The following is a 21,057-nucleotide window of genomic DNA, read 5'->3' as shown; positions in this document are numbered from 1 at the left end:
ATCTAAACTTCTTTTTGCTTTGGCGATAGAGTTACACCACATACACCTATCAAAGCAATATAAAATAAAATCGCTTCCGAACTTAAAAGCAATACATCACTTAAGCCGTAGACAATCAAACAATTCATCGTAAATAGTAGCGGGGTGTTGCGCTCACGCAAGGCGACCCAACATATACTTATATAGAACCATAGTAATGCCAGACCGCCAAATATACCTTGCAGAGATAGCGCTTCAATTGTTTCATCATGTAGATGAACATTGAGGAACTTCATTGTTGCTCTGTATTGTGGATTCTGAGTGGTATATTGATCTGAATAGTTAAAGCGAGACTCCATGGATTGTCCTAATGGCGCATATATAAAATTTTTAATACCAACGGTCCACATTGAGAAACGAGCCCCAAGCGAAGTATTATCTTGACCTTCTTGATAAAGAGTAACTTCACTATATGTTTGCTGTATTTTAGGGTGGATATAATTTTTATATAAAGAAAAAAATGCAAGTGATGCAATGATTAGGACAAGCAATGTTGATTTTACATGAATTTTTTTGAAGTAATAAACTGTCATTACACCAATAATTAATAAGTGAAGAATAATCGCTGCCCGGGTTCCTGTTAGGATCGTTACTACAAATGATAGAGCTATGGCTAATCCTGCAATCGTGTAACAAGTTGTATTTTTATGTGAATAAAGTAAATAAACAAATAGTATACTAAAAGTTGAATAAATATATGCAGCATTAGTTGCACGATCCAACCCCATTTCTACTCTTTGCACCCCATGTATCGATTGCCAAAATGCAAAGCATGATGCAGCAGCAAATCCTAATCCTACAGTATATAACATTATTTTTCTATAATTAATAATATTTAAATAATCACGCAGTTGGGTTAAATAGAAAACAAGACACCCGCCCAACACTAACTTTTTACCTCCATTCAACTGATCGCTATATATATTATAACCATTGGCGTGACGTTCTAATAATAAAAACCAGATTAACTTAACAACACCTAATAAAATAATGGGGTAAGCGATATTAAATTTTTTGAAATGTACTGTTTTATATTCAATAATGAGACCTAAAATCGCAAGGTATATTGAAATATAATAGAATTCTCTTTGCTTTGAAGATGATATTAATGCAAGGCATATTGAAATCATGGCTAAAGTAAACACCATAATGTATAAGCGGGATTTTAATTTTTCCATAATGTACTTAAAGCCTTTCTCTTATAACTAAGTCTTACGTTTGTATTAAGGAAGAATCCTAATGAATGTGTCATTAAAACACGTTTAATAACATTCTCTTTTTTCTCATTTACTTCTAGTAATTCTGGATATTTAAGGTAGATATCTAGCCAGTGACATAGTATCAAATGTTGGAATTTCTTTGGTAAGGCATTTTCCATTTTTAGTGTACAGATAATCAAATTTGTAATTTTATTGTGATCTGGTGTTGTGGATAAACTTCCCGAGCGCTTAATATAATAATATGGACTATCATATTGGAAGTATATATTATGAGCATCTAGCAGCATGCTAGGGAATATATAAAAATCTTCGTAACAAGTCATTGATGGAATTTTGTGAGAAAGATAAATATCTCGTCTAATAAATTGTCCGCAGAGATACGCTTGAAGGTCCTTATGAATGAGAAAACGAGTAATTGCTTCATCCTGAGTTATTTTTTCAGGGTTTAACCCTGACCACTGATGATCTATTTTTTTTATGTCACGAATTTCGTGCAAACGAGTGAGAAGCATATCTGGGTTTTTTTCATGAAGGAAGCTAATAATGGAAGATAGGCTTTTAGCTTTCATAACATCATCACTATCCAACATAGTAATGTACTTCCCATGTGATAATGAAATACCATGCTGGCGGACCTGACCTACATTCTTATAATTTACTGTAGAGATAAAAACTTGTGAGTATTTATTTGAATAATCAGCAATTTTTATTGCTGTTGAATCTTCTGAACCGTCATTAATTATGATGATTTCAGACTGATTAATCCCAGAACCTAAAGCATTAATCAGACTCTGAAATGTTGTATCGATGGTTTCTTCACAATTATGGGCAGCAATAATAATACTTAGTAGAGGATTATTGACCATGTGCTTACTCATTAATGATAAAATATAAAATTTAATTTTTGCAGCTAGGCTGATTATTATCTGAATTGTTGAGAATGAAACTACTTATCTTGTTAAGGTCTTCATTCTTCAATGCAAACATCTCTTCTCTTGAGCGATCAAAATAGTAAGGAGCTTCAAAGATATATGATTTTTCGTACTCTTTGTGGCCAATCAACAGCACGTTGCCTAATGGACGTTGCTCTTCAATGCAGCACGGACCATAAATGAGGACAATAGGAACACCAACGGCATCTGCTATATAAACATTTCCAGAATCTGATGCAATATAGAAATCCATTTTACTGATAGCAAAAGGGACATCTTCCAAAGGTAATTCGCCAATCAGACTCACAATATCTTCTCGTTCACCAACTTCACGGTGCAAGTCATCGAGCCATACTTGTTCGCTTTGAGGTCCGAAAACATAGTAAATACAATTTAAGTCACCTAAAGCATCAAATACTTTTTTCCATACTACGGCAGGGATTGTTTTTGACTTATTTCCTGCTGATATACTCAGGCCGATTTTTATAACATTTTGTTTATCAAGCGATATTGGGTAGGACTCAGGCTTTCGTAATGGCCGGGTGGCATGCTTAGGGACATTACGCCAGGTCAAAGTACGATCAGCGAGCTTAAGATAATCGTCGACAGTTAATTGGTTTTTACTATGTTCAACAGTACCTGTAGCCGTAAAGTAAAGTGGAGCTTGATACCAGCGACGCGTATAAGTCGACAAATACTGTTTGTTCTTCGCATTACAGACTGATGCAAAGAACAGATTCGTACTATTTGGATGTAACAAGTAAACATTTTCGTAGCGATTCATAAATTTGAAAGCCAGGCGAAACTTGCGCCATAGGCTCTTTTTATGTTCTTCAATCAAGAAAATGGTATCGATAGTTTCATCATGCTTAGCCAAAGGAAGAACAGTTTTGCTGATCAAAACATCACTATGCTTCAGATGGGCGAGTAAAGGCGTAACGTTGACGAAATCGCCTATTTTTGCCGTTTGAATGAGTAAGTTTCGGCCGGTTTTTTTATAAAACAACTTTCCGATCAATTTGAACGGAAGAAAGAGGATAAAAAGGATTAGATAGCTCATTAATCGTTATTCTGTCGTTAAGTGGCTAATTTTCTGGAGTGCGGTAAACGTTTCTACAGCGGTGATGTTAGCCATATTTTTTCCTGCGCCCCTGATTTCATGTTGATTTTCACCGTAGCCACCAATTAAACCCGGATCGGTTGGGCCATACAATGTGATGTTTGGCTGACCTAATGCGGCGGTCAGATGACTTAATCCGGTATCGACAGAGACAACAGCTCTGGCTCCAGCAAGTTGTTTGGCTACCTGTTCAAGGGACAGACGTGGCAACACTTCAACATTATCAAATCCTTCAGCCAAACGAATTGCCCGTTCGTGCTCGTGATTTGCGCCCCACGGGAGTTTAATACGTAAGCCAGTATTGTGCATTAATTGAATAAGATCTCGCCAGTGTGATTCCGGCCAGTGTTTTTCATCGCGTGTGGTGGCATGAAGGAAAATCATATATTCCCCCATATCTGACGGCGCGGTAGCCAGAAAATGCCGGGCTATTGCATAGTCACCTTGTTTTTCAGGCTTTTGATAACCAATGCTTTTGGCAAATAACTCGCGGGTACGTTCCACGGCATGTTGCTGTTTCGCGATTGAATGCCGGCGATTGTAAAAGAGGCTGGCTAACGGTTCACGGGCGCTATTCCAGTCCATACCATGTTTTATCCCACGGGCTTTGCGGGTAACCAGAGCAGCGCTCTTTATTAAACCCTGAGCATCAACAATGAGATCGTAATTCTCAACACGTAGCGCCTGGTAGAATGCAGCACGCTCGGCTTTCACTGCAGCTGAAAACCAGCTTTTACGCCAGCGACGAATCGCCACTGGAAGAACTTTATCGATAGCTGGATGCCAGGTGGGGATTTGTGCAAAGCCTTCTTCAACTACCCAATCGAAGCGGATACCAGGAATGGCGTTCATTGCGTCAGTCAGCGCAGGCAAAGTATGTAGCACATCACCCATTGACGATGTTTTGACGATTAATACCCGCATTACGCTTCTTTCTCCGCTAGCAGCAGAGCTGCAAGCTCTTCCATTACTCGCTCAGGAGTAATATCAATCAAACTTTGATGGTAGCCTTCTGCGGCGTCGCCTTTACGCACTTTGTGATAGCCGCTAATCAGGCGGATGACTCGTGCCTTATGCGAAAGCGGTGGGGTAAAGTCTGGGCTGCTTGGGCCATACAACGCAACAAGTGGGCGATTGAGCGCTGCGGCAACGTGCATTAGACCTGAATCGTTACTCACCACAGCCTGACAAGCGGCGATGAGTATAACGGCTTGCTCAAGAGCGGTATCACCTGCAAGATTACGGCAATGCGCCTGCTGCTGCGTGGTTAACGCGGCGACAATATCATTCCCGGCTTCTTTATCTTTTGCCGAACCAAACAACACAACTTGATAGCCATCATCAATGAGTTTGCCAGCAAGGGTTGCGTAGTGATAATGCGGCCAGCGTTTTGCCGGACCAAATTCAGCACCAGGGCAGAAACCAATAATTGGGCGTTTAGCATCGAGGCTAAACGCTGCAGTTGTCTGGAGCTTTTCGCTTTCGTTGACTTGCAACTGAGGCCATAGCAACGGCTGGGGGAGATCTTTAGCCGACTGCATTACCCCTTTCTCATATGCTAACGCAACATAACGCTCGACCATTAATGGCCAGGCTTGCTTATCCAGCACGCGGGCGTCATTGAGCAATCCGTAGCGCATTTCACCGCGCCAGCCGGTACGTTGTGGGATGTTGGCAAAGAAAGGAACCAGTGCAGATTTGAAAGAGTTTGGCAGCACATAAGCTTGATCGTAACGTTTAGCACGCAGGGCGTGTCCAAGACGGCGACGTTCGCCAATCTCCAGAGCACCATGTCCAAGTGGCATCGACAGTGCTTCGTTAACTTCTGGCATACGTGACAGTAATGGACGGCACCATGCCGGTGCCATCACATCAATGATTGCCTGGGGATAGCGCGCCTTGAGCGTGCGATAAAGACTTTGCGACATCATCATGTCGCCCACCCATGACGGGCCAATCACCAGTATTTTCATACACTTCATCCTTCAAGCTGTCTCTGCGTTGGCTTCATTTGCTCACACCAGTCACATAGTTATCCTATGTTCCTGGTGCTTCACTCATTTGCCGCCTTGATCCCGCCTGAATGATTTTGTGTAGCTGCGTCACGGTTCAGCCAGGCCATATATTCTGTTACGCCTTCGGCTACAGTTTTGAATGGCTTGTCGTAACCTGCAGCACGCAGATTGGTTAAGTCGGCCTGAGTAAATGCCTGGTAGCGGCCTTTGAGTTTTTCCGGGAACGGAATGTACTCAATGCTGCCTTTTTTATGGAATGCCAGGGCTGCGTCGGCAATGGCCTGGAAGGATTCCGCACGACCGGTGCCGCAGTTATAGATACCAGATACGCCGTTCTGCCAGAACCACAGGTTAACCGCTGCAACATCACCCACGTAGATGAAGTCGCGCTTAAAGTTATCGCTGCCTTCAAACAGTTTTGGATTTTCGCCGTTGTTCAACTGAGTGTTCAGATGGAACGCAACGCTTGCCATGCTGCCTTTATGGCCTTCGCGTGGCCCGTAGACGTTGAAGTAACGGAAGCCAGTAATCTGGGAGCTCGCTTCAGGCAGGATTTGGCGTACGTATTCGTCGAACAGGAACTTGGAGTAACCGTAAACATTCAGCGGCTGCTCGAATTCACGAGACTCGATAAAATCGCTGTTGCGGCCGCCGTAAGTTGCAGCTGATGAGGCATACAGGAATGGAATTTCGCGTTCGAGGCAGTAATGCAGAAGTTCTTTCGAGTACTGATAGTTATTGTCCATCATGTACTTGCCATCCCACTCGGTGGTGGAAGAGCAAGCACCTTCATGGAAAATTGCTTCGATATCGCCGAATTCTTCACCTGCCATAATCTGGATTAAGAAGTCTTCTTTATCCATGTAGTCGGCAATATTTAAATCTACGAGGTTGGCGAACTTGGTGCCATCCTTTAGGTTGTCGACTACCAGGATATCAGTATGGCCGATATCATTCAGTGACTTAATGATGTTGCTGCCAATAAGGCCAGCACCGCCGGTGACAATAATCATAAGCGAAAACCTTAAAAAAAGAGGGCCGTAAGGCACAATACCTCACGCGCTAATGGCTCTTATCATACCATTACATTGATGGACCCGCCTAATCAGAGGAAGTTTCTCAGCCTCGTGATTTATGCTGCAAATTTCAATTTCATTGAAGCGTAATCTCGTGTCCTGGTATAGGTTTGGGTAATATGTGCCGAAATTAGCCATGCCTGGAGAATCGCAATGCGCGGAGATTTTTACCAACAGTTAACATCCCAACTTGAAACCGCACGAGCGGAAGGGTTGTTTAAAGAAGAACGTATTATCACTTCTGCCCAACAGGCAGATATCACTGTTGCTGATGGCAGTCATGTTATTAACTTCTGCGCCAATAACTATCTGGGGCTCGCTAACCACCCGCAACTGATCGATGCCGCAAAGCAGGGCATGGATACACACGGCTTTGGGATGGCCTCTGTGCGTTTCATTTGTGGAACACAAGACAGCCATAAAGAGCTGGAAGGCAAACTTGCGGGCTTCCTCGGAATGGAAGACGCGATTCTTTACTCTTCCTGCTTCGATGCCAACGGCGGCCTGTTTGAAACGCTTCTTGGCCCAGAAGATGCGATTATTTCTGATGCCCTGAACCACGCGTCCATTATTGATGGCGTGCGTCTGTGCAAAGCGCAGCGTTATCGCTATGCAAACAACGATATGCAAGAACTTGAGGCTCGCCTGAAAGAAGCGCGCGCAGCAGGGGCTCGTCACATCATGATTGCCACAGACGGTGTGTTCTCTATGGATGGCGTGATTGCTAACCTGAACGGCGTTTGTGATTTAGCTGATAAATATGACGCGCTGGTGATGGTCGATGATTCTCACGCCGTCGGTTTTGTCGGCGAAAATGGTCGTGGCACGCATGAATATTGCGATGTGATGGATCGTGTAGACATCATTACCGGCACGTTGGGCAAAGCGCTCGGTGGTGCATCTGGTGGCTACACTGCGGGTCGTAAAGAAGTGATTGAGTGGTTGCGTCAGCGCTCTCGCCCATACCTTTTCTCTAACTCTTTGGCACCGGCTATCGTTTCGGCATCCATCAAAGTTCTGGAAATGCTGGAAACCGGTGCCGAAATTCGTGCTCGTCTTTGGGCTAACGCGAGTTTGTTCCGCGAGAAAATGTCTGCAGCAGGTTTTACCCTGGCGGGTGCGGATCACGCCATCATCCCTGTGATGTTAGGTGAAGCGGTTGTGGCGCAGAACTTTGCACGTGAACTGCAAAAAGAAGGCATTTATGTCACTGGGTTCTTCTTCCCGGTAGTACCAAAAGGTCAGGCTCGCATTCGTACTCAGATGTCAGCGGCTCACACGACTGAACAAATTGAACGTGCGGTTGACGCATTTACGCGTATCGGTAAACAGTTGGGCGTTATCGCCTGAGGGAGCGGTCATGAAAGCATTAGCGAAACTGAAAGCAGAAGAAGGCATCTGGATGACGGATGCACCCAAGCCTGAAATGGGTCATAACGATCTGCTGATTAAAATCCGTAAAACCGCAATCTGCGGCACCGATGTGCATATTTATAACTGGGACGAATGGTCGCAGAAAACTATTCCGGTTCCGATGGTTGTTGGTCACGAATATGTGGGTGAAGTGGTTGGCATCGGTCAGGAAGTTAAAGGTTTTAAAATTGGCGACCGCGTATCTGGTGAAGGCCATATCACTTGTGGCCACTGCCGTAACTGTCGTGCCGGCCGTACTCACTTGTGCCGTAACACGACAGGCGTTGGTGTAAACCGTCCGGGTTGTTTTGCAGAATACCTGGTGCTGCCTGCGTTCAATGCTTTCAAAATCCCTGACAACATTTCTGACGATTTAGCCTCTATCTTTGACCCGTTCGGCAACGCTGTTCACACCGCGCTGTCATTCGATCTGGTTGGTGAAGATGTGCTGGTTTCAGGTGCTGGCCCAATCGGTATTATGGCGGCGGCTGTAGCAAAACACGTTGGCGCGCGTAATGTCGTGATCACCGATGTTAACGAATACCGTCTGGAACTTGCGCGTGAAATGGGCGTGACCCGTGCGGTCAACGTCAGCAAAGAAAACCTGACCGACGTAATGAAAGAACTGGGCATGACCGAAGGTTTTGATGTGGGTCTGGAAATGTCTGGTGCTCCACCGGCATTCCGTACCATGCTCGATACCATGAACCACGGTGGCCGTATTGCAATGCTGGGTATTCCGCCGTCAGATATGTCTATCGACTGGACGAAAGTCATCTTCAAGGGCTTGTTCATTAAAGGCATTTACGGGCGTGAAATGTTCGAAACCTGGTACAAAATGGCGGCGCTAATTCAGTCTGGCCTGGATCTGTCACCAATCATCACTCACCGTTTTGGTATCGATGATTTCCAGAAAGGTTTTGATGCCATGCGTTCCGGGCAGTCTGGTAAAGTCATTCTTAGCTGGGATTAATTGTTGCTCAGTTGATTAAAAAAGGCCGGGAAACCGGCCTTTTTCACATTTTTATTCACTTGCCATCTGTTTTTCAGCATCTGTCAGATAACGCACTTTGCGCGTGTAATCCTGTCCTTTAAACAGTAATTCACTCTCTGGCGAAACCAGATATTTTTGCCATTCAGAAAGTGGGAAACCGCCATGCGCGCCCACAACTTGTTTCGGAATCACCGATGGTGTGCCGCCAATTTTCTTGGATACCGGCCAGTTCATCCAGTCACCTAAATTCACGGTTTTGATATCGAGCATATCCAGCAACGCGGCTAGCGGCAGTTGATCTGTTGGTGGCTGGCTATCGTCCATCAACTCCCAGGTGTCCTGGAAGAGCGTGAGCCATAATGGGCAAATTCGACGCCAGGTTTTACGCGTTGCCGCGAGGAATGCCCCGTTAACGTGATCCACAATATATGGACGCACGGTATCTTTATAATATGCGGGGACTTTATCGACCGGAGCTTTATCCAGTTTGGCGATCATTTTGCCCTGACGGAAACTGGAGTAAATGTGGTGCTCTTCGATTTTAAAACGCGGCATTTGCAGCAAATTGAGATCAGAATCGATCATCAAAATACCGTCTGTGCGGGCTTGCAATGGTGCATTTAGTTTGATTAAACGGCTGAGATAAATTTGCTTGTAACGGTACCCTTCCTCGCGTTGTGGAAGCTCAAGAGTCGCGATGCGGGTTTTCGGTGGAAGTTCACCAAATTCGTGCGCAGGGCGATCGGAAACAATCACGATCTCTTCAACTTCAGGAGCAAAACGAGCCGCGAATTGCGCAGAAAGTAAGCCTTCTTCGATGTAATCCACACCAGCGCAAGGAATGACAATCGATGTCACTGGCACTGCCGCACTTCCGGCCGCAGGTTCCTGATAAGGGATATTATGTCGCGCCGTAATATGGCGATATTTTGGGTTTAGAAATTTAAACATATTCATTCCGGGTTGGTTTTACTGCGCCAAGTACGGCTTCGACACCGGCAACATAGTGTTCGATCGCATAGTTATCAATCACGCGTTGGTAGGCGGCTTGTGTGAGGGCATCACGTAATGCGCTATCTTGCCATACCTGCTGAAGATGCGAAGCGAGCATGATGGTATCGCCATAAGGATAAAGCAGACCGGTACGTCCTGAGTCGATTAACTCTGCCGTCCCCGTCACATTTGAACCGATCACTACGGTTTTAAGCAGCATGGATTCGAGCACTACACGCGGTAGTCCTTCGCTTTTCGATGCCAGAATAAAGACATCAAATGCGGCCAGAAAATCCAGCGGGTTGTTACGAAAGCCGGTAAAGATAACCCGATCTGCAAATCCGTAATCAGCAGCCTGGCGTTTTAGTTTTTCGCGTTCGGCCCCTTCGCCTACCAGAATAAATTTCCATTTTGCGTCGGGATGCTGTTGCTGAAAACGGTGCAAAGCTTCCAGTGTATGGTGGCAGGATTTTCTTGGGATAAGCGAGCCGATACTACCAAACAAAAATGTATCGTCGCCAATGCCCAGCGAGCGGCGCACCGCCTCGCCAGAAGGTAAGGGCTGGTGAACATCAATGGCGTTAGGAACAGTGATACAGAGCGACTTTTTCACGCCGTGGTTAAGCAGCACGCTTTCCACACCATGAGAGACAGCGATTATAGCGTTGCCTGTACGGTTCACGATTTTTGTAATCGCCTGACTCATTACCGGTTCGATACGACAGTGTTGCACGACCGCAACATTGAGCGGCTCGGCTGCCAGATATCCTTCCAGGTTAGAGCCCGGCTGGTTGTTCATATATAGAATTTCGTAGCCATCTTTCTGCAACCGCTCACGCAACGCCATTGCGTTAGGTTTGATGCGCCATTGCTCATCAATATAGGCGGTTACCTTTTTGCGCCCTGACTTGCTGAAAAACAAAAATGAGCGAGCGACTTCCTTGCAGATTTTTGCCCAGCCAGGTTGTTTACGTTGGGGGATAAAAATGACAGGAATCTGAATGCTGGTCAGCACTTTCTCAATGGTTTCACCTTCACCACGCGCGTAGTTGTAGTAAAAGCAGCACGTGATATCAAACCGTTGGCGGTCAATACGTTTGAGCAGTTCCAACATACTGTTGGTCCCGCCGCCCCACTCTTTACCGTTATCCAGCAAGAGAATTTTATGCCGCTGTTGCGTCATCGTAGACCGACTCCTGTAGCTTTATTCAACGCGGCATTATAAGGGCTATCAACCGTGATAACTATCCCGCGAAATTTCCAACTGTGGGTGTGCTTTTTCCCCAGCCCTGCCACTGATGCTGCATATATTGCATTAATTGGCTCTGGCTGATGCTTTCACTCAACACAGTGAAGAACGTAGTGGCATAGACAGGTTGCAAAGGTTGTTTCGGTTTGCACAAACTAATGCCTTTAAATGGATTACGGGGTTGTTCCGTCGGTTTGCCGGGCACTACAGGGCGAATATTGTTTGGTTTTGAGGTATCAACCTGCGGCTCATTCAACAAGCTGCTCGGGCGGACCAGCGTAATATCCGAAGGCAAGTTGTAGACCATCTGTTGCAATACACGCACGGTTGTTGGGTGTGGATGGCCGATGGCTATCGCGGAGCCGTTTCGGCGCGCTAACTCTACAGCACGATTAAACTGGAAACGGATATCGGCTTCGTTTTGCGTATCGTCGAGGAACACTTTGCGCTTGATAACTTTAACGCTGGTTCCAGCTGCGGCCCGCATCGACTGGCTGTTGCCGATTGTCATGCTGTCGAGAAAATAGAGATTATATTGCCCTAATGCCTGCATCACTTTTTGCATACCGAACAGGCTGGACGTCATCGCGCTGCCCATATGGTTATTGAGTCCCACAGCATAAGGAACATCATTAACCGCTTCACGAATAATGCGTTCGATTTCGCCGCTGCTCATATCCGGGCGCAAAGTATCTTTTTCCAGCGGCTGTTTGCTCAGCGGAGCCATCGGTAAATGGATTAGCACTTCATGCCCGGCATTATGTGCTTTGGTTGCCATTTCGCGTGCGTGAGGGGCATTGGGTAAAACAGCCACGGAAATATTAGAAGGAAGAGCGATAACCTGATTTTCTTGCGCGGGGCGATAACCAAAGTCATCTATAACGATTGCCAGCTTTCCGGCGTAAACGGGGTTTGCCAGCATGAGTGTGCTGACGAGAGAGAAAAACACACGACGGAATTGAAGCAAAACTTATCTTCCCAACCACGGTTGTGGATTGACTGCCTGGCCCTGGCGACGAATTTCAAAATAAAGTGACGGGCGGCCCTGACCACCACTGTTGCCCACCAGTGCAATTGCCTGGCCGGCGCGTACTTGTGTTCCAACATTAACCAATGCGCTTTGGTTATAACCGTACAAACTCATATCGCCTTTGCCGTGTTCGACCACCACAACCAAACCATAGCCTTGCAGCCAGTCGGCAAGGATCACACGTCCATCGGCAATGGCTTTAACTTCAGTGCCTTCACCTGCGGCGATAACAATCCCTTTCCAACGTAGCTCACCCTGAAGCTGTTCGCCATAACGATGCAGAATTGAACCGCGCACCGGCCAGAAAGCTTGTCCGTTTGGCGATCCCAGGCCACCAGTACGTGACATCAGTGAGCGTTCGCTTTCTGTTGGTTTGTAGGTACTACCTTTGCTGGTGGCTTCTTTCTGACGATTTCTAACCTGCTCAGCTTCACGTGCTTCTTTCTCTGCCCGCGCTTTGGCTGCCGCTTCTGCCCGGGCTATTTGCCCCTGAAGGCGAGACTGGTTCTGGCGCATTTCGCTCAGCTTTTGCTGATCTTGCTGCAAAGAAGATTCAAGAGTGGATAGCGTCTTTTTGCGCTCGTTACGGGCGCTTTCCAGCTTAGTTTGCTGGGCTTGTTGTTCGTAAAGCAGTGTTTGCTGTTCGGTTTGCTTGGACTCCAGACTCTCTTTTTGCTCCGCCACCTCAGCTTTCGTCTGCTTAAGCCCTTCAATCGTTTCCTGGCGCGCAGCGTTCAGATAGCCAAAGTAAGCCTGTAAGCGCTGTCCCCGCTGGCTTTCTTCACCGCTTAATATCAGCTGAATGCCGGTATGTTGACCCTGACGAAAAGAAGCATCGAGTTGTGCCGCCAGATTACGTTCCTGCGAGGCCTGCTGTTTTTGCAGTTTCGCGAGTGAGGCATTCATGGTGTCAATTTGGCGGTTGAGGTCGGCAAGCGTGTTTTGCGTGTCGCGCAGCTTGCGGCTGGCTTCGGCAATCGCTTTTTCTTGTGCCTGGAGTTGAGCGAGTAATGTAGAGCGTTGCTGCTGTTGCTGACGTACCGCACGTTCTTGAGTAGCAATATTCTGCTGGATAGATTTCAGCTCGGCGCGATCGTCGGCATGGCTGATCGAGGGGCATAACAATACGCCAGCGCTTAAAACGCTGGCGTACATCATAGGCCTGACTGAAAACAGTTTCGTTTTCACGGCCCATGTTATTGAAAAAATCGCCTTTCCCCTCATGGGGAGGGATTATTCCACGATGAACAGCGGCTTGCCAGTCATCTCTTGCGGGATTTCCATACCCATCAGGCTCAACATTGTTGGCGCGATGTCAGAAAGCTTGCCGCCTTCTACCGCTTTCACACTACGATCGCCCACATAAATCAATGGAACAGGCAGGCTCGTATGCGCGGTGTGCGCCTGGCCAGTTGCCGGGTCAGCCATCTGTTCTGCGTTACCGTGGTCAGCGGTGATAAGCAACTGCCCGCCAACATTTTCAACCGCAGAGACAACCTGAGCGATGCAACCATCCAGTGCTTCAACCGCAGCAATAGCCGCTTCATAAACACCGGTATGACCGACCATGTCACCATTTGGATAGTTACAAATGATGGTGTCGTATTTACCGCTGTTGATAGCTGCCAGCAGTTTTTCGGTCAGTTCTACAGAACTCATTTCTGGTTGCAGATCGTAAGTAGCAACTTTCGGGGAGTTAATCAGAATACGGTCTTCGCCAGCAAATGGCTCTTCAACGCCACCGTTATAGAAGAAGGTAACGTGAGCATATTTTTCAGTTTCGGAGATACGCAACTGAGTTTTATCGTGCTTCGCCATCCATTCACCGAAAGTATTGGTCAGTGAAGCAGGTGGGTAAGCACAAGCGGCTTTGATGTCTGCTGCGTATTCGGTCAGCATCACGAAATCGCCGAAGTTAACCACTTTCTTACGTGCAAAGCCGTCGAAGTCAGCGTTAACAAAAGTACGGGTGATTTGGCGAGCACGGTCAGCACGGAAGTTCATGAAGATCAGCGCGTCGCCATCGTTCATTACGGCTTCTGCTTCGCCTTGTGCACGAATCACAGTCGGTTTAACGAATTCATCGTTTTCATCACGTGCGTATGCTGCTTCCAGGCCCGCAATAGCGGTTTCTGCCTGGTATTCGCCTTGAGCCAGAGTCAGCAGATCGTAAGCCAGTTCAACGCGATCCCAGCGGTTGTCGCGGTCCATAGCGTAGTAACGGCCAATCAGAGAAGCAACGCGGCCTTTGCCTAGTGCAGCAAACTTATCGGCAAACTTCTTCAGAGAAGATTCTGCACTACGTGGCGGTGTATCGCGACCATCGAGGAATGCGTGCAGGTAGATGGCTTCTGCGCCACGTTCAGCTGCCAGTTCAATCATTGCCAGAATGTGTTCTTCGTGGCTGTGAACGCCACCGGCTGAAGCCAGACCCATGATGTGTACTGCTTTGCCAGCAGCAACCGCTTTGTCTACTGCTGCAGTCAGCGTCGGGTTTGCGAAGAAAGTACGTTCTTTAATTTCAACGTCCAGACGAGTCAGGTCCTGGTAAACAATACGGCCAGCGCCGAGGTTTACATGGCCAACTTCGGAGTTACCCATTTGGCCTTCTGGCAGACCGACTTCCAGGCCGGATGCGTTGATTAAAGTGTGTGGACGCTTCGCCCACAGGCTATCCATAACCGGGGTTTTAGCATTCAGAATAGCGTTATCCTGCTGCTCTTCGCGGTGGCCATAGCCATCCAGAATCACCAGAACCATAGGTTTTTTAGTAACTGACATTGCGACAACCTCTAAGTCAAAGACAAAATTTGCGTAATTTTACTACAGGCTGCGGGGTAAATAGCCGCAGAAGATCAAAGAAAGAGGCTGGATTGTGATCGGTTTTACGTCGTTGCGGTAATTTTTTTCGTAACAGTCCGCAGAATCTACATTACCTGGCGCAGACTGGCTGTATTTGGCACAACGCAAATGTATACTCCTCACCTGGTTTTTTCATATTACTTAGTCGGGAGTTACACCCCCCCATGCAAGAAATTATGCAATTCGTTAGTCGTCATCCCATACTTAGTCTGGCGTGGGTTGGCTTACTGGCCGCCGTACTTTTCATGACCTTTAAAGGTTTAACTTCTAAAGTTAAGGTTATCACCCGTGGTGAAGCGACACGTCTTATCAACAAAGAAGACGCTGTTGTTGTAGATGTGCGTTCCCGTGATGATTTCCGCAAAGGCCATATTGCTAACTCATTGAATGTTCTGCCTGCTGATATTAAAACTGGCAACTTTGGTGAGCTGGAAAAACATAAAGCACAACCAGTGATTGTGGTTTGCGCTAATGGTGTTTCTTCTCAAGAATCAGCCGCACTGCTGACGAAAGCCGGTTTTGAAAAAGTGACCTTGCTGAAAGAAGGTATCGCTGGCTGGAGCGGGGAAAACCTGCCATTAGTTCGCGGAAAATAATGCTACGTACACTGAGGTAAACCATGGCGAATATTGAAATCTATACCAAAGCAACCTGTCCGTTTTGCCACCGTGCAAAAGACCTGCTGCAAAGCAAAGGGGTCTCGTTTCAGGAGTTGGCGATTGACGGCGATGCCGTAAAGCGTGAAGAGATGATTAAACGCAGTGGGCGCACCACAGTGCCGCAGATTTTTATTGACGCACAGCACATTGGTGGTTGCGATGACTTGTATGCACTTGATGCTCGTGGTGGACTTGATCCCCTGTTGCGCTAGTGCAGTTCCTTTGTCGCTTACTGCCGTTTAAGGATGTATTAATTTTTTAAGGGTTTAACAATGTCAGAACAAAACAACACAGAAATGGCTTTCCAGATTCAGCGTGTTTACACCAAGGACATCTCTTTCGAAGCACCAAATGCACCACACGTATTCCAGAAAGACTGGCAGCCTGAAGTGAAGCTGGATCTCGATACTGCTTCAAGCCAGCTGGCAGACGACGTTTATGAAGTAGTGTTGCGCGTAACTGTGACCGCAACACTTGGTGAAGACACTGCATTCCTGTGCGAAGTTCAGCAGGCAGGTATCTTCTCCATCGGTGGGATCGAAGGTCCGCAGATGGCACATTGCCTGGGTGCGTACTGCCCGAACATTCTGTTCCCTTATGCACGTGAAGCAATCACTAGCCTGGTTTCTCGTGGCACCTTCCCGCAGCTGAACCTTGCACCGGTTAATTTCGATGCGCTGTTCATGAGTTATCTGCAGCAGCAATCTGGCGAAGGCGAAGGTGCTGAAAACCATCAGGATGCCTGATGAACAGCCTTAATGCTTCAATGACTGTGATCGGTGCCGGTTCGTACGGCACCGCTCTTGCCATCACCCTGGCACGTAATGGCCACCACGTTGTTCTGTGGGGCCATGACCCTAAACACCTTGCTGTATTGCAGGCAGATCGCTGTAATGCGGCGTTTCTTCCTGACGTTCCTTTCCCTGACACACTTCACCTCGAAAGCGATTTAGCGAAAGCGTTATCTGCCAGCCGTAATATTCTGGTAGTAGTGCCGAGCCATGTCTTTGGCGAAGTTCTACGCCAAATCAAACCGCTTATGCGCAAAGATGCGCGTATCGTGTGGGCGACGAAAGGTCTGGAAGCTGAAACCGGGCGTCTTTTGCAAGACGTTGCGCGTGAAGCTTTGGGCGACGAAATTCCTTTAGCGGTAATTTCCGGTCCAACGTTTGCTAAAGAACTTGCAGCGGGTTTACCAACGGCTATTGCTCTCGCGGCAACTGACGAAACCTTCGCGCAGGATCTCCAGCAACTGCTGCACTGCGGCAAAAGCTTCCGTGTTTACAGCAACCCAGATTTCATTGGCGTGCAGTTGGGCGGTGCGGTGAAAAACGTTATTGCGATTGGCGCGGGGATGTCAGACGGTATTGGCTTTGGTGCGAACGCCCGTACTGCGTTGATCACTCGTGGCCTCGCTGAAATGACGCGTCTTGGTACCGCTTTAGGCGCAGACCCTGAAACGTTTATGGGAATGGCTGGTTTGGGCGATTTGGTCCTGACTTGTACCGACAACCAGTCACGTAACCGTCGCTTCGGTATGGCGCTGGGGCAGGGTGCGGATGTTGATTCGGCACAGCAGAAAATCGGCCAGGTCGTTGAAGGTTACCGCAACACTAAAGAAGTGCGGGAGCTGGCGGCGCGTTTTGGCGTTGAAATGCCAATAACCGAGGAAATTTATCAGGTATTGTATTGCGGAAAAAACGCGCGCGAGGCAGCATTAACGTTGCTTGGTCGAACGCGCAAGGATGAACGCAGCGGCAGCTAATACCCGTCATACTTCAAGTTGTGGGTATAGTTACGGATGATGGAACGACAAAACCGCAATAACTGAAGCGTTCCGGTACTTTGTGCCGGGCGCTGTTTTTCTGTCTGGAGAGAGCAATGTCGTCTGAAGAACTGGATCTGGTGTGGAGCAACATTAAAGCCGAAGCGCGAGCGCTTGCCGATTGTGAACCGATGTTGGCCAGTTTTTACCACGCGACTCTCCTCAAACACGAAAACCTGGGCAGTGCCCTGAGCTATATGCTCGCCAACAAACTCGCCTCCCCGATTATGCCAGCCATTGCGATTCGTGAAGTTGTCGAAGAAGCATATGCCGCAGAACCACAAATGATCGCCTCAGCAGCTCATGACATTCAGGCGGTGCGCACCCGTGACCCGGCAGTCGATAAATATTCTACCCCGCTGTTATACCTGAAAGGTTTTCATGCTTTGCAGTCCTACCGTATCGGTCATTGGCTGTGGAAAGAGGGCCGCAGGGCGTTAGCGATTTTCCTGCAAAATCAAGTTTCTGTGTCATTCCAGGTAGATATCCACCCAGCTGCGAGAATTGGCTGTGGGATCATGCTCGATCACGCGACCGGCATTGTGATCGGTGAAACGGCAATCGTTGAAAACGACGTGTCAATTTTGCAGTCGGTAACACTTGGCGGTACGGGAAAAACCAGCGGCGACCGCCATCCGAAAATTCGTGAAGGCGTGATGATTGGTGCCGGTGCGAAAATCCTTGGCAATATTGAAATTGGGCGTGGGGCGAAAATTGGTGCAGGTTCTGTGGTGTTACAACCAGTGCCGCCTCATACCACGGCGGCTGGTGTTCCAGCTCGAATTGTTGGCAAGCCTGAAAGCGATATGCCTGCCATCGATATGGATCAGCACTTCAACGGTGCTAACAATGGTTTTGAGTACGGCGACGGAATCTAACTTCTCAGAACGGCGCCGGGATAGCCAAGCTGGCGCCATGCTTCATACACCACCACCGATACTGCATTCGACAAATTCATGCTGCGGCTGTCCGGCATCATTGGGATACGGATTTTTTGCTCAGCAGGCAAAGCGTCAAGAATCGTAGCTGGCAGGCCGCGCGTTTCTGGGCCAAACACCAAATAGTCACCATCCTGATAACTCACGGCGCTGTGGGCCGGCGTGCCTTTAGTGGTTAATGCAAACAGGCGTTGCGGGTTTTCTGCATCCAGAAAAGCGCTGTAGTCTTTATGGCGATTAACCGCAGCGAACTCATGATAATCCAGGCCTGCGCGGCGCAGACGCTTGTCATCCCAGCCAAAACCCGTTGGCTCAATGATATGTAACCGGAAGCCCGTATTGGCGCAAAGACGGATGATATTTCCGGTATTCGGTGGGATTTCAGGTTCAAACAACACGATATTCAGCATACGGCCCCCATAAGACAAGGCGCGCAGAATAACAATTTATCGCTGGAAGGAAAACAGGCCCCGAAGGGCCTGTAATTTATGATGGAAAATTAGCGATGATAGAGCGGTAACCAAAGTACCAGTCGCAAACCACCTAATGGACTGTCATCGGCTTTCACCCAGCCACGATGCTGCTGAACGGCTGTTTCTACAATCGCAAGCCCCAGACCTGTACCGCCAGATTCGCGATCGCGCGCTTCGTCTGTACGATAGAACGGGCGGAAAATTTGCTCACGATCTTCCGGGCTGACGCCTGGGCCATCATCATCAACTGTGATAGTAATCCCTTGATTATCAACAGAGAAGTTGACTGCAATTTTCGTGTGCGAATAACGCAATGCGTTGCGGACGATATTTTCTAATGCACTTTCCAGTGCGTTAGGGTTGCCGTACATCAACCACGGGCCTGGCGGGTAAGTGACTTCTAATGATTTGCCCATCTGTTCGGCTTCAAAGGCTGCGTTATCCAGCACTTCTGACCAAATTTGATTGGCTTTCATCGTCTCGCTCGCCAGTGCATTTTTTTGCTGATTACGTGACATCACCAGAAGATCATTGATCATGCCATCCAGACGCTGAGCTTCCGTTTCAATACGTTCAAGCTCTTTGCTTTCACCCGTTTTACGACGCAGCAGGGCGGTGCCTAATTGCAAACGAGTTAGCGGAGTACGCAGTTCATGCGAAATGTCAGACAACAGCCTTTGCTGGCTTGTCATCATCCTTTCCAGCGCGGTAATCATCTGGTTAAAGCTGGCACCAGCTGCGAGAAACTCTTGCGGTCCGGATTCGAGTTCAGGGTGTTGGCGCAAATTACCCTGGGCTACTTCATCAGCGGCGTTTTTCAACTTACGCGCAGGTTTTGCCAGGCTCCACGCCAACCATAATAGCAGCGGTGAACTGACCAGCATCGTGACAATAAGTAACAGTAAAGGTCTATCAAACAGCAGGTTAATAAAATCAGATTGGGAATTACTTGCAGGGCGAATCAGGTAGAGCTGGTAGTTATCTTCGCCATCACGCACAGCGAATGGCCCCACCAATTCTACGCGACCATATTTTTTCTTTTGCGGATGATCGGCGTTATCAGACTGGCCGATAAAGTTACGAATGATCTGCATTTCATTACGCTGGGCGCCAATAACTCGCCCTTCGCTGGTCACGAGTAATAAACGCTGTCCCGGGGGGGCCCATTTATCAATGGCCCGGAACAAACGACGCCACCACATCAGGTCATTTGGTGGATCGTTTTCAAGTTCCGCTTCGACATGCTGTTCAATCATGATGCCTTGACGTTGCTCATTCTCCATCAACTCGGTCATTTGACGCGAATCCAGTTTAGGCAGCATCAGCACTAGCATTAGCACTAACGCCAACGTCAACCAGAAGATGGCAAAAATACGCGCGGTAAGGCTACTTATCATGAAGCAGACACCATCAGGTAGCCGCGGCCACGTAATGTTTTAAACCACGGATGACCATCTTTACGGTCCGGCAATTTACGACGCAAATTGGAAATATGCATGTCGATTGCACGGTCGAAAGGTGTCAGGCGTTTACCCAGAACTTCCTGGCTTAAATGTTCGCGTGAAACCACCTGGCCCAGATGCTGTGCCAGCAAATAGAGCAGGGTGAATTCGGTACCGGTCAAATCCAGCGCTTGTCCATCAAAGCTGGCTTCCTGGCGGCCTGGGTTAAGGCTTAAACCGTCAACTTCGACAGTCGGTGAGCCACTGTCACTGTTTTGCTGCTGCTCACTCCAGTGTGAACGACGCAAAATAGCGCGTATACGGGCCACCAGCTCACGATCGTTAAAGGGTTTAGGCAGATAGTCATCTGCACCCAGTTCAAGGCCGAGAACGCGATCCAGCTCACTTCCTCGCGCTGTCAGCATAATGACTGGAGTCTGGTGTGACTGGCGCAACTCTTTCAATGTATCAATGCCATTTTTCTTTGGCATCATCACGTCGAGCAATAAAAGGTCAATGGTGTCATCAAGAAGCTCCAACGCTTGTTCGCCATCGTGGGCAACAATTACGTTAAAACCTTCCATGTCGAGCAGTTCCTTTAATAGGGAAGTAAGCTCTCGGTCATCATCAACTAGCAGAATTTTATTCATTGTTAAATTACCTCCGAGGCAGAAAGTACGTCATCAAGGCGCGCTAATCTATGACTTTACGTTGTTTTACACCCCCTGACGCTAGTTTGCAGCGGGAATCGTAGACTGAATCTCGTTGAATCGCAGC

Annotated in this window: 21 protein-coding genes; 7 read left to right on the top strand and 14 right to left on the bottom strand. The window is 47.7% G+C overall.

Annotation, left to right across the window (positions count from 1 at the left end; all coding sequences use genetic code 11):
• Positions 1–2: 2 nt before the first annotated feature.
• From IX31_RS20340 to rfaD, 6 genes are all read right to left on the bottom strand, one after another.
• A complete protein-coding gene (locus IX31_RS20340) occupies positions 3–1,217 on the bottom strand; it encodes an O-antigen ligase family protein (protein ID WP_034461456.1) in 1,215 nt (404 codons plus the stop codon).
• Positions 1,205–2,125 (bottom strand): glycosyltransferase family 2 protein, encoded by a 921-nt coding sequence (locus IX31_RS20335; protein ID WP_034461455.1) that lies wholly within the window; start codon positions 2,123–2,125, stop codon positions 1,205–1,207. The genes IX31_RS20340 and IX31_RS20335 overlap by 13 nt, the downstream gene beginning before the upstream one ends.
• Positions 2,126–2,156: 31 nt before the next feature.
• A complete protein-coding gene (locus IX31_RS20330) occupies positions 2,157–3,251 on the bottom strand; it encodes a glycosyltransferase family 9 protein (protein WP_034461454.1) in 1,095 nt (364 codons plus the stop codon).
• A 6-nt stretch (positions 3,252–3,257) separates the two neighbouring features.
• Positions 3,258–4,235: a lipopolysaccharide heptosyltransferase RfaC gene (gene rfaC / locus IX31_RS20325; RefSeq protein WP_034461453.1), complete on the bottom strand. Its 978-nt coding sequence runs from the start codon at positions 4,233–4,235 to the stop codon at positions 3,258–3,260.
• Entirely contained in the window at positions 4,235–5,284 is a 1,050-nt protein-coding gene (gene rfaF / locus IX31_RS20320; protein WP_034461452.1) for an ADP-heptose--LPS heptosyltransferase RfaF, read from the bottom strand. The genes rfaC and rfaF overlap by 1 nt, the downstream gene beginning before the upstream one ends.
• Positions 5,285–5,364: 80 nt before the next feature.
• Positions 5,365–6,339: an ADP-glyceromanno-heptose 6-epimerase gene (gene rfaD, locus IX31_RS20315; RefSeq protein WP_034461451.1), complete on the bottom strand. Its 975-nt coding sequence runs from the start codon at positions 6,337–6,339 to the stop codon at positions 5,365–5,367.
• 216 nt (positions 6,340–6,555) lie between these two features.
• Between rfaD and kbl the strand changes: the two genes are divergently transcribed.
• Positions 6,556–7,752, top strand: a complete 1,197-nt coding sequence (gene kbl / locus IX31_RS20310) for a glycine C-acetyltransferase (protein ID WP_034461450.1) — start codon at positions 6,556–6,558, stop codon at positions 7,750–7,752.
• A 10-nt stretch (positions 7,753–7,762) separates the two neighbouring features.
• Entirely contained in the window at positions 7,763–8,788 is a 1,026-nt protein-coding gene (gene tdh / locus IX31_RS20305; RefSeq protein ID WP_034461449.1) for an L-threonine 3-dehydrogenase, read from the top strand.
• A gap of 51 nt (positions 8,789–8,839) precedes the next feature.
• Here tdh and IX31_RS20300 read toward each other — a convergent pair whose 3' ends face one another.
• The 5 genes from IX31_RS20300 to gpmM all read right to left on the bottom strand — a co-directional run bounded on the left by IX31_RS20300 (position 8,840) and on the right by gpmM (position 14,862).
• Positions 8,840–9,760, bottom strand: coding sequence for a hypothetical protein (locus IX31_RS20300; RefSeq protein ID WP_034461448.1), 921 nt, complete (start codon positions 9,758–9,760; stop codon positions 8,840–8,842).
• Positions 9,753–10,985, bottom strand: coding sequence for a glycosyltransferase (locus tag IX31_RS20295; RefSeq protein ID WP_034461447.1), 1,233 nt, complete (start codon positions 10,983–10,985; stop codon positions 9,753–9,755). The genes IX31_RS20300 and IX31_RS20295 overlap by 8 nt, the downstream gene beginning before the upstream one ends.
• Positions 10,986–11,046: 61 nt before the next feature.
• Positions 11,047–12,018 carry a divergent polysaccharide deacetylase family protein gene (locus tag IX31_RS20290; RefSeq protein ID WP_034461446.1) on the bottom strand — a complete coding sequence of 324 codons (972 nt, stop codon included), beginning with the start codon at positions 12,016–12,018 and terminating at the stop codon, positions 11,047–11,049.
• Positions 12,019–12,021: 3 nt separating this feature from the next.
• A complete protein-coding gene (envC, locus tag IX31_RS20285) occupies positions 12,022–13,305 on the bottom strand; it encodes a murein hydrolase activator EnvC (protein ID WP_034461445.1) in 1,284 nt (427 codons plus the stop codon).
• Between the two features lie 9 nt (positions 13,306–13,314).
• Positions 13,315–14,862: a 2,3-bisphosphoglycerate-independent phosphoglycerate mutase gene (gene gpmM, locus IX31_RS20280; RefSeq protein ID WP_034461444.1), complete on the bottom strand. Its 1,548-nt coding sequence runs from the start codon at positions 14,860–14,862 to the stop codon at positions 13,315–13,317.
• Positions 14,863–15,107: 245 nt separating this feature from the next.
• Here gpmM and IX31_RS20275 point away from each other — a divergent pair, with 245 nt between their 5' ends.
• From IX31_RS20275 to cysE, 5 genes are all read left to right on the top strand, one after another.
• Complete coding sequence (locus IX31_RS20275) at positions 15,108–15,539, top strand: rhodanese-like domain-containing protein (protein WP_034461443.1); 432 nt, start codon at positions 15,108–15,110, stop codon at positions 15,537–15,539.
• 23 nt (positions 15,540–15,562) lie between these two features.
• A complete protein-coding gene (grxC, locus tag IX31_RS20270) occupies positions 15,563–15,814 on the top strand; it encodes a glutaredoxin 3 (RefSeq protein ID WP_034461442.1) in 252 nt (83 codons plus the stop codon).
• Positions 15,815–15,874: 60 nt separating this feature from the next.
• On the top strand, positions 15,875–16,348 hold the full coding sequence (gene secB / locus IX31_RS20265; protein ID WP_034461441.1) for a protein-export chaperone SecB: 474 nt from the start codon (positions 15,875–15,877) through the stop codon (positions 16,346–16,348).
• Positions 16,348–17,367, top strand: coding sequence for an NAD(P)H-dependent glycerol-3-phosphate dehydrogenase (gene gpsA / locus IX31_RS20260; protein ID WP_034461440.1), 1,020 nt, complete (start codon positions 16,348–16,350; stop codon positions 17,365–17,367). Before secB ends, gpsA begins: the two co-directional genes overlap by 1 nt.
• Before the next feature lie 116 nt (positions 17,368–17,483).
• Positions 17,484–18,305: a serine O-acetyltransferase gene (gene cysE / locus IX31_RS20255; protein WP_034461439.1), complete on the top strand. Its 822-nt coding sequence runs from the start codon at positions 17,484–17,486 to the stop codon at positions 18,303–18,305.
• On the opposite strand, the gene trmL is transcribed toward cysE, so the two are convergent.
• The 3 genes from trmL to cpxR form a co-directional block, all read right to left on the bottom strand.
• Positions 18,302–18,775: a tRNA (uridine(34)/cytosine(34)/5-carboxymethylaminomethyluridine(34)-2'-O)-methyltransferase TrmL gene (trmL, locus tag IX31_RS20250; protein WP_034461438.1), complete on the bottom strand. Its 474-nt coding sequence runs from the start codon at positions 18,773–18,775 to the stop codon at positions 18,302–18,304. The two genes, cysE and trmL, sit on opposite strands and share 4 nt — an antisense overlap.
• Positions 18,776–18,864: 89 nt before the next feature.
• Positions 18,865–20,235, bottom strand: coding sequence for an envelope stress sensor histidine kinase CpxA (gene cpxA, locus IX31_RS20245; RefSeq protein ID WP_034461437.1), 1,371 nt, complete (start codon positions 20,233–20,235; stop codon positions 18,865–18,867).
• Positions 20,232–20,930, bottom strand: coding sequence for an envelope stress response regulator transcription factor CpxR (gene cpxR, locus IX31_RS20240; RefSeq protein WP_034461436.1), 699 nt, complete (start codon positions 20,928–20,930; stop codon positions 20,232–20,234). The genes cpxA and cpxR overlap by 4 nt, the downstream gene beginning before the upstream one ends.
• Positions 20,931–21,057 lie beyond the last annotated feature (127 nt).

Source organism: Buttiauxella noackiae (assembly GCF_000737905.1).
Classification (GTDB): Bacteria; Pseudomonadota; Gammaproteobacteria; order Enterobacterales; family Enterobacteriaceae; genus Buttiauxella; species Buttiauxella noackiae.
Note: the sequence above shows the minus strand (reverse complement) of the source record. Positions and strands in the feature narration are given on the sequence as shown.

What these genes read in the sequence shown, in the direction of transcription:
- IX31_RS20340 (WP_034461456.1), bottom strand. Translation starts at nt 1,217, where the DNA reads ATGGAAAAATTAAAATCCCGCTTATACATTATGGTGTTTACTTTAGCC.
- IX31_RS20335 (WP_034461455.1), bottom strand. Translation starts at nt 2,125, where the DNA reads ATGGTCAATAATCCTCTACTAAGTATTATTATTGCTGCCCATAATTGT.
- IX31_RS20330 (WP_034461454.1), bottom strand. Translation starts at nt 3,251, where the DNA reads ATGAGCTATCTAATCCTTTTTATCCTCTTTCTTCCGTTCAAATTGATC.
- rfaC (WP_034461453.1), bottom strand. Translation starts at nt 4,235, where the DNA reads ATGCGGGTATTAATCGTCAAAACATCGTCAATGGGTGATGTGCTACAT.
- rfaF (WP_034461452.1), bottom strand. Translation starts at nt 5,284, where the DNA reads ATGAAAATACTGGTGATTGGCCCGTCATGGGTGGGCGACATGATGATG.
- rfaD (WP_034461451.1), bottom strand. Translation starts at nt 6,339, where the DNA reads ATGATTATTGTCACCGGCGGTGCTGGCCTTATTGGCAGCAACATCATT.
- kbl (WP_034461450.1), top strand. Translation starts at nt 6,556, where the DNA reads ATGCGCGGAGATTTTTACCAACAGTTAACATCCCAACTTGAAACCGCA.
- tdh (WP_034461449.1), top strand. Translation starts at nt 7,763, where the DNA reads ATGAAAGCATTAGCGAAACTGAAAGCAGAAGAAGGCATCTGGATGACG.
- IX31_RS20300 (WP_034461448.1), bottom strand. Translation starts at nt 9,760, where the DNA reads ATGTTTAAATTTCTAAACCCAAAATATCGCCATATTACGGCGCGACAT.
- IX31_RS20295 (WP_034461447.1), bottom strand. Translation starts at nt 10,985, where the DNA reads ATGACGCAACAGCGGCATAAAATTCTCTTGCTGGATAACGGTAAAGAG.
- envC (WP_034461445.1), bottom strand. Translation starts at nt 13,305, where the DNA reads ATGAGGGGAAAGGCGATTTTTTCAATAACATGGGCCGTGAAAACGAAA.
- gpmM (WP_034461444.1), bottom strand. Translation starts at nt 14,862, where the DNA reads ATGTCAGTTACTAAAAAACCTATGGTTCTGGTGATTCTGGATGGCTAT.
- IX31_RS20275 (WP_034461443.1), top strand. Translation starts at nt 15,108, where the DNA reads ATGCAAGAAATTATGCAATTCGTTAGTCGTCATCCCATACTTAGTCTG.
- grxC (WP_034461442.1), top strand. Translation starts at nt 15,563, where the DNA reads ATGGCGAATATTGAAATCTATACCAAAGCAACCTGTCCGTTTTGCCAC.
- secB (WP_034461441.1), top strand. Translation starts at nt 15,875, where the DNA reads ATGTCAGAACAAAACAACACAGAAATGGCTTTCCAGATTCAGCGTGTT.
- gpsA (WP_034461440.1), top strand. Translation starts at nt 16,348, where the DNA reads ATGAACAGCCTTAATGCTTCAATGACTGTGATCGGTGCCGGTTCGTAC.
- cysE (WP_034461439.1), top strand. Translation starts at nt 17,484, where the DNA reads ATGTCGTCTGAAGAACTGGATCTGGTGTGGAGCAACATTAAAGCCGAA.
- trmL (WP_034461438.1), bottom strand. Translation starts at nt 18,775, where the DNA reads ATGCTGAATATCGTGTTGTTTGAACCTGAAATCCCACCGAATACCGGA.
- cpxA (WP_034461437.1), bottom strand. Translation starts at nt 20,235, where the DNA reads ATGATAAGTAGCCTTACCGCGCGTATTTTTGCCATCTTCTGGTTGACG.
- cpxR (WP_034461436.1), bottom strand. Translation starts at nt 20,930, where the DNA reads ATGAATAAAATTCTGCTAGTTGATGATGACCGAGAGCTTACTTCCCTA.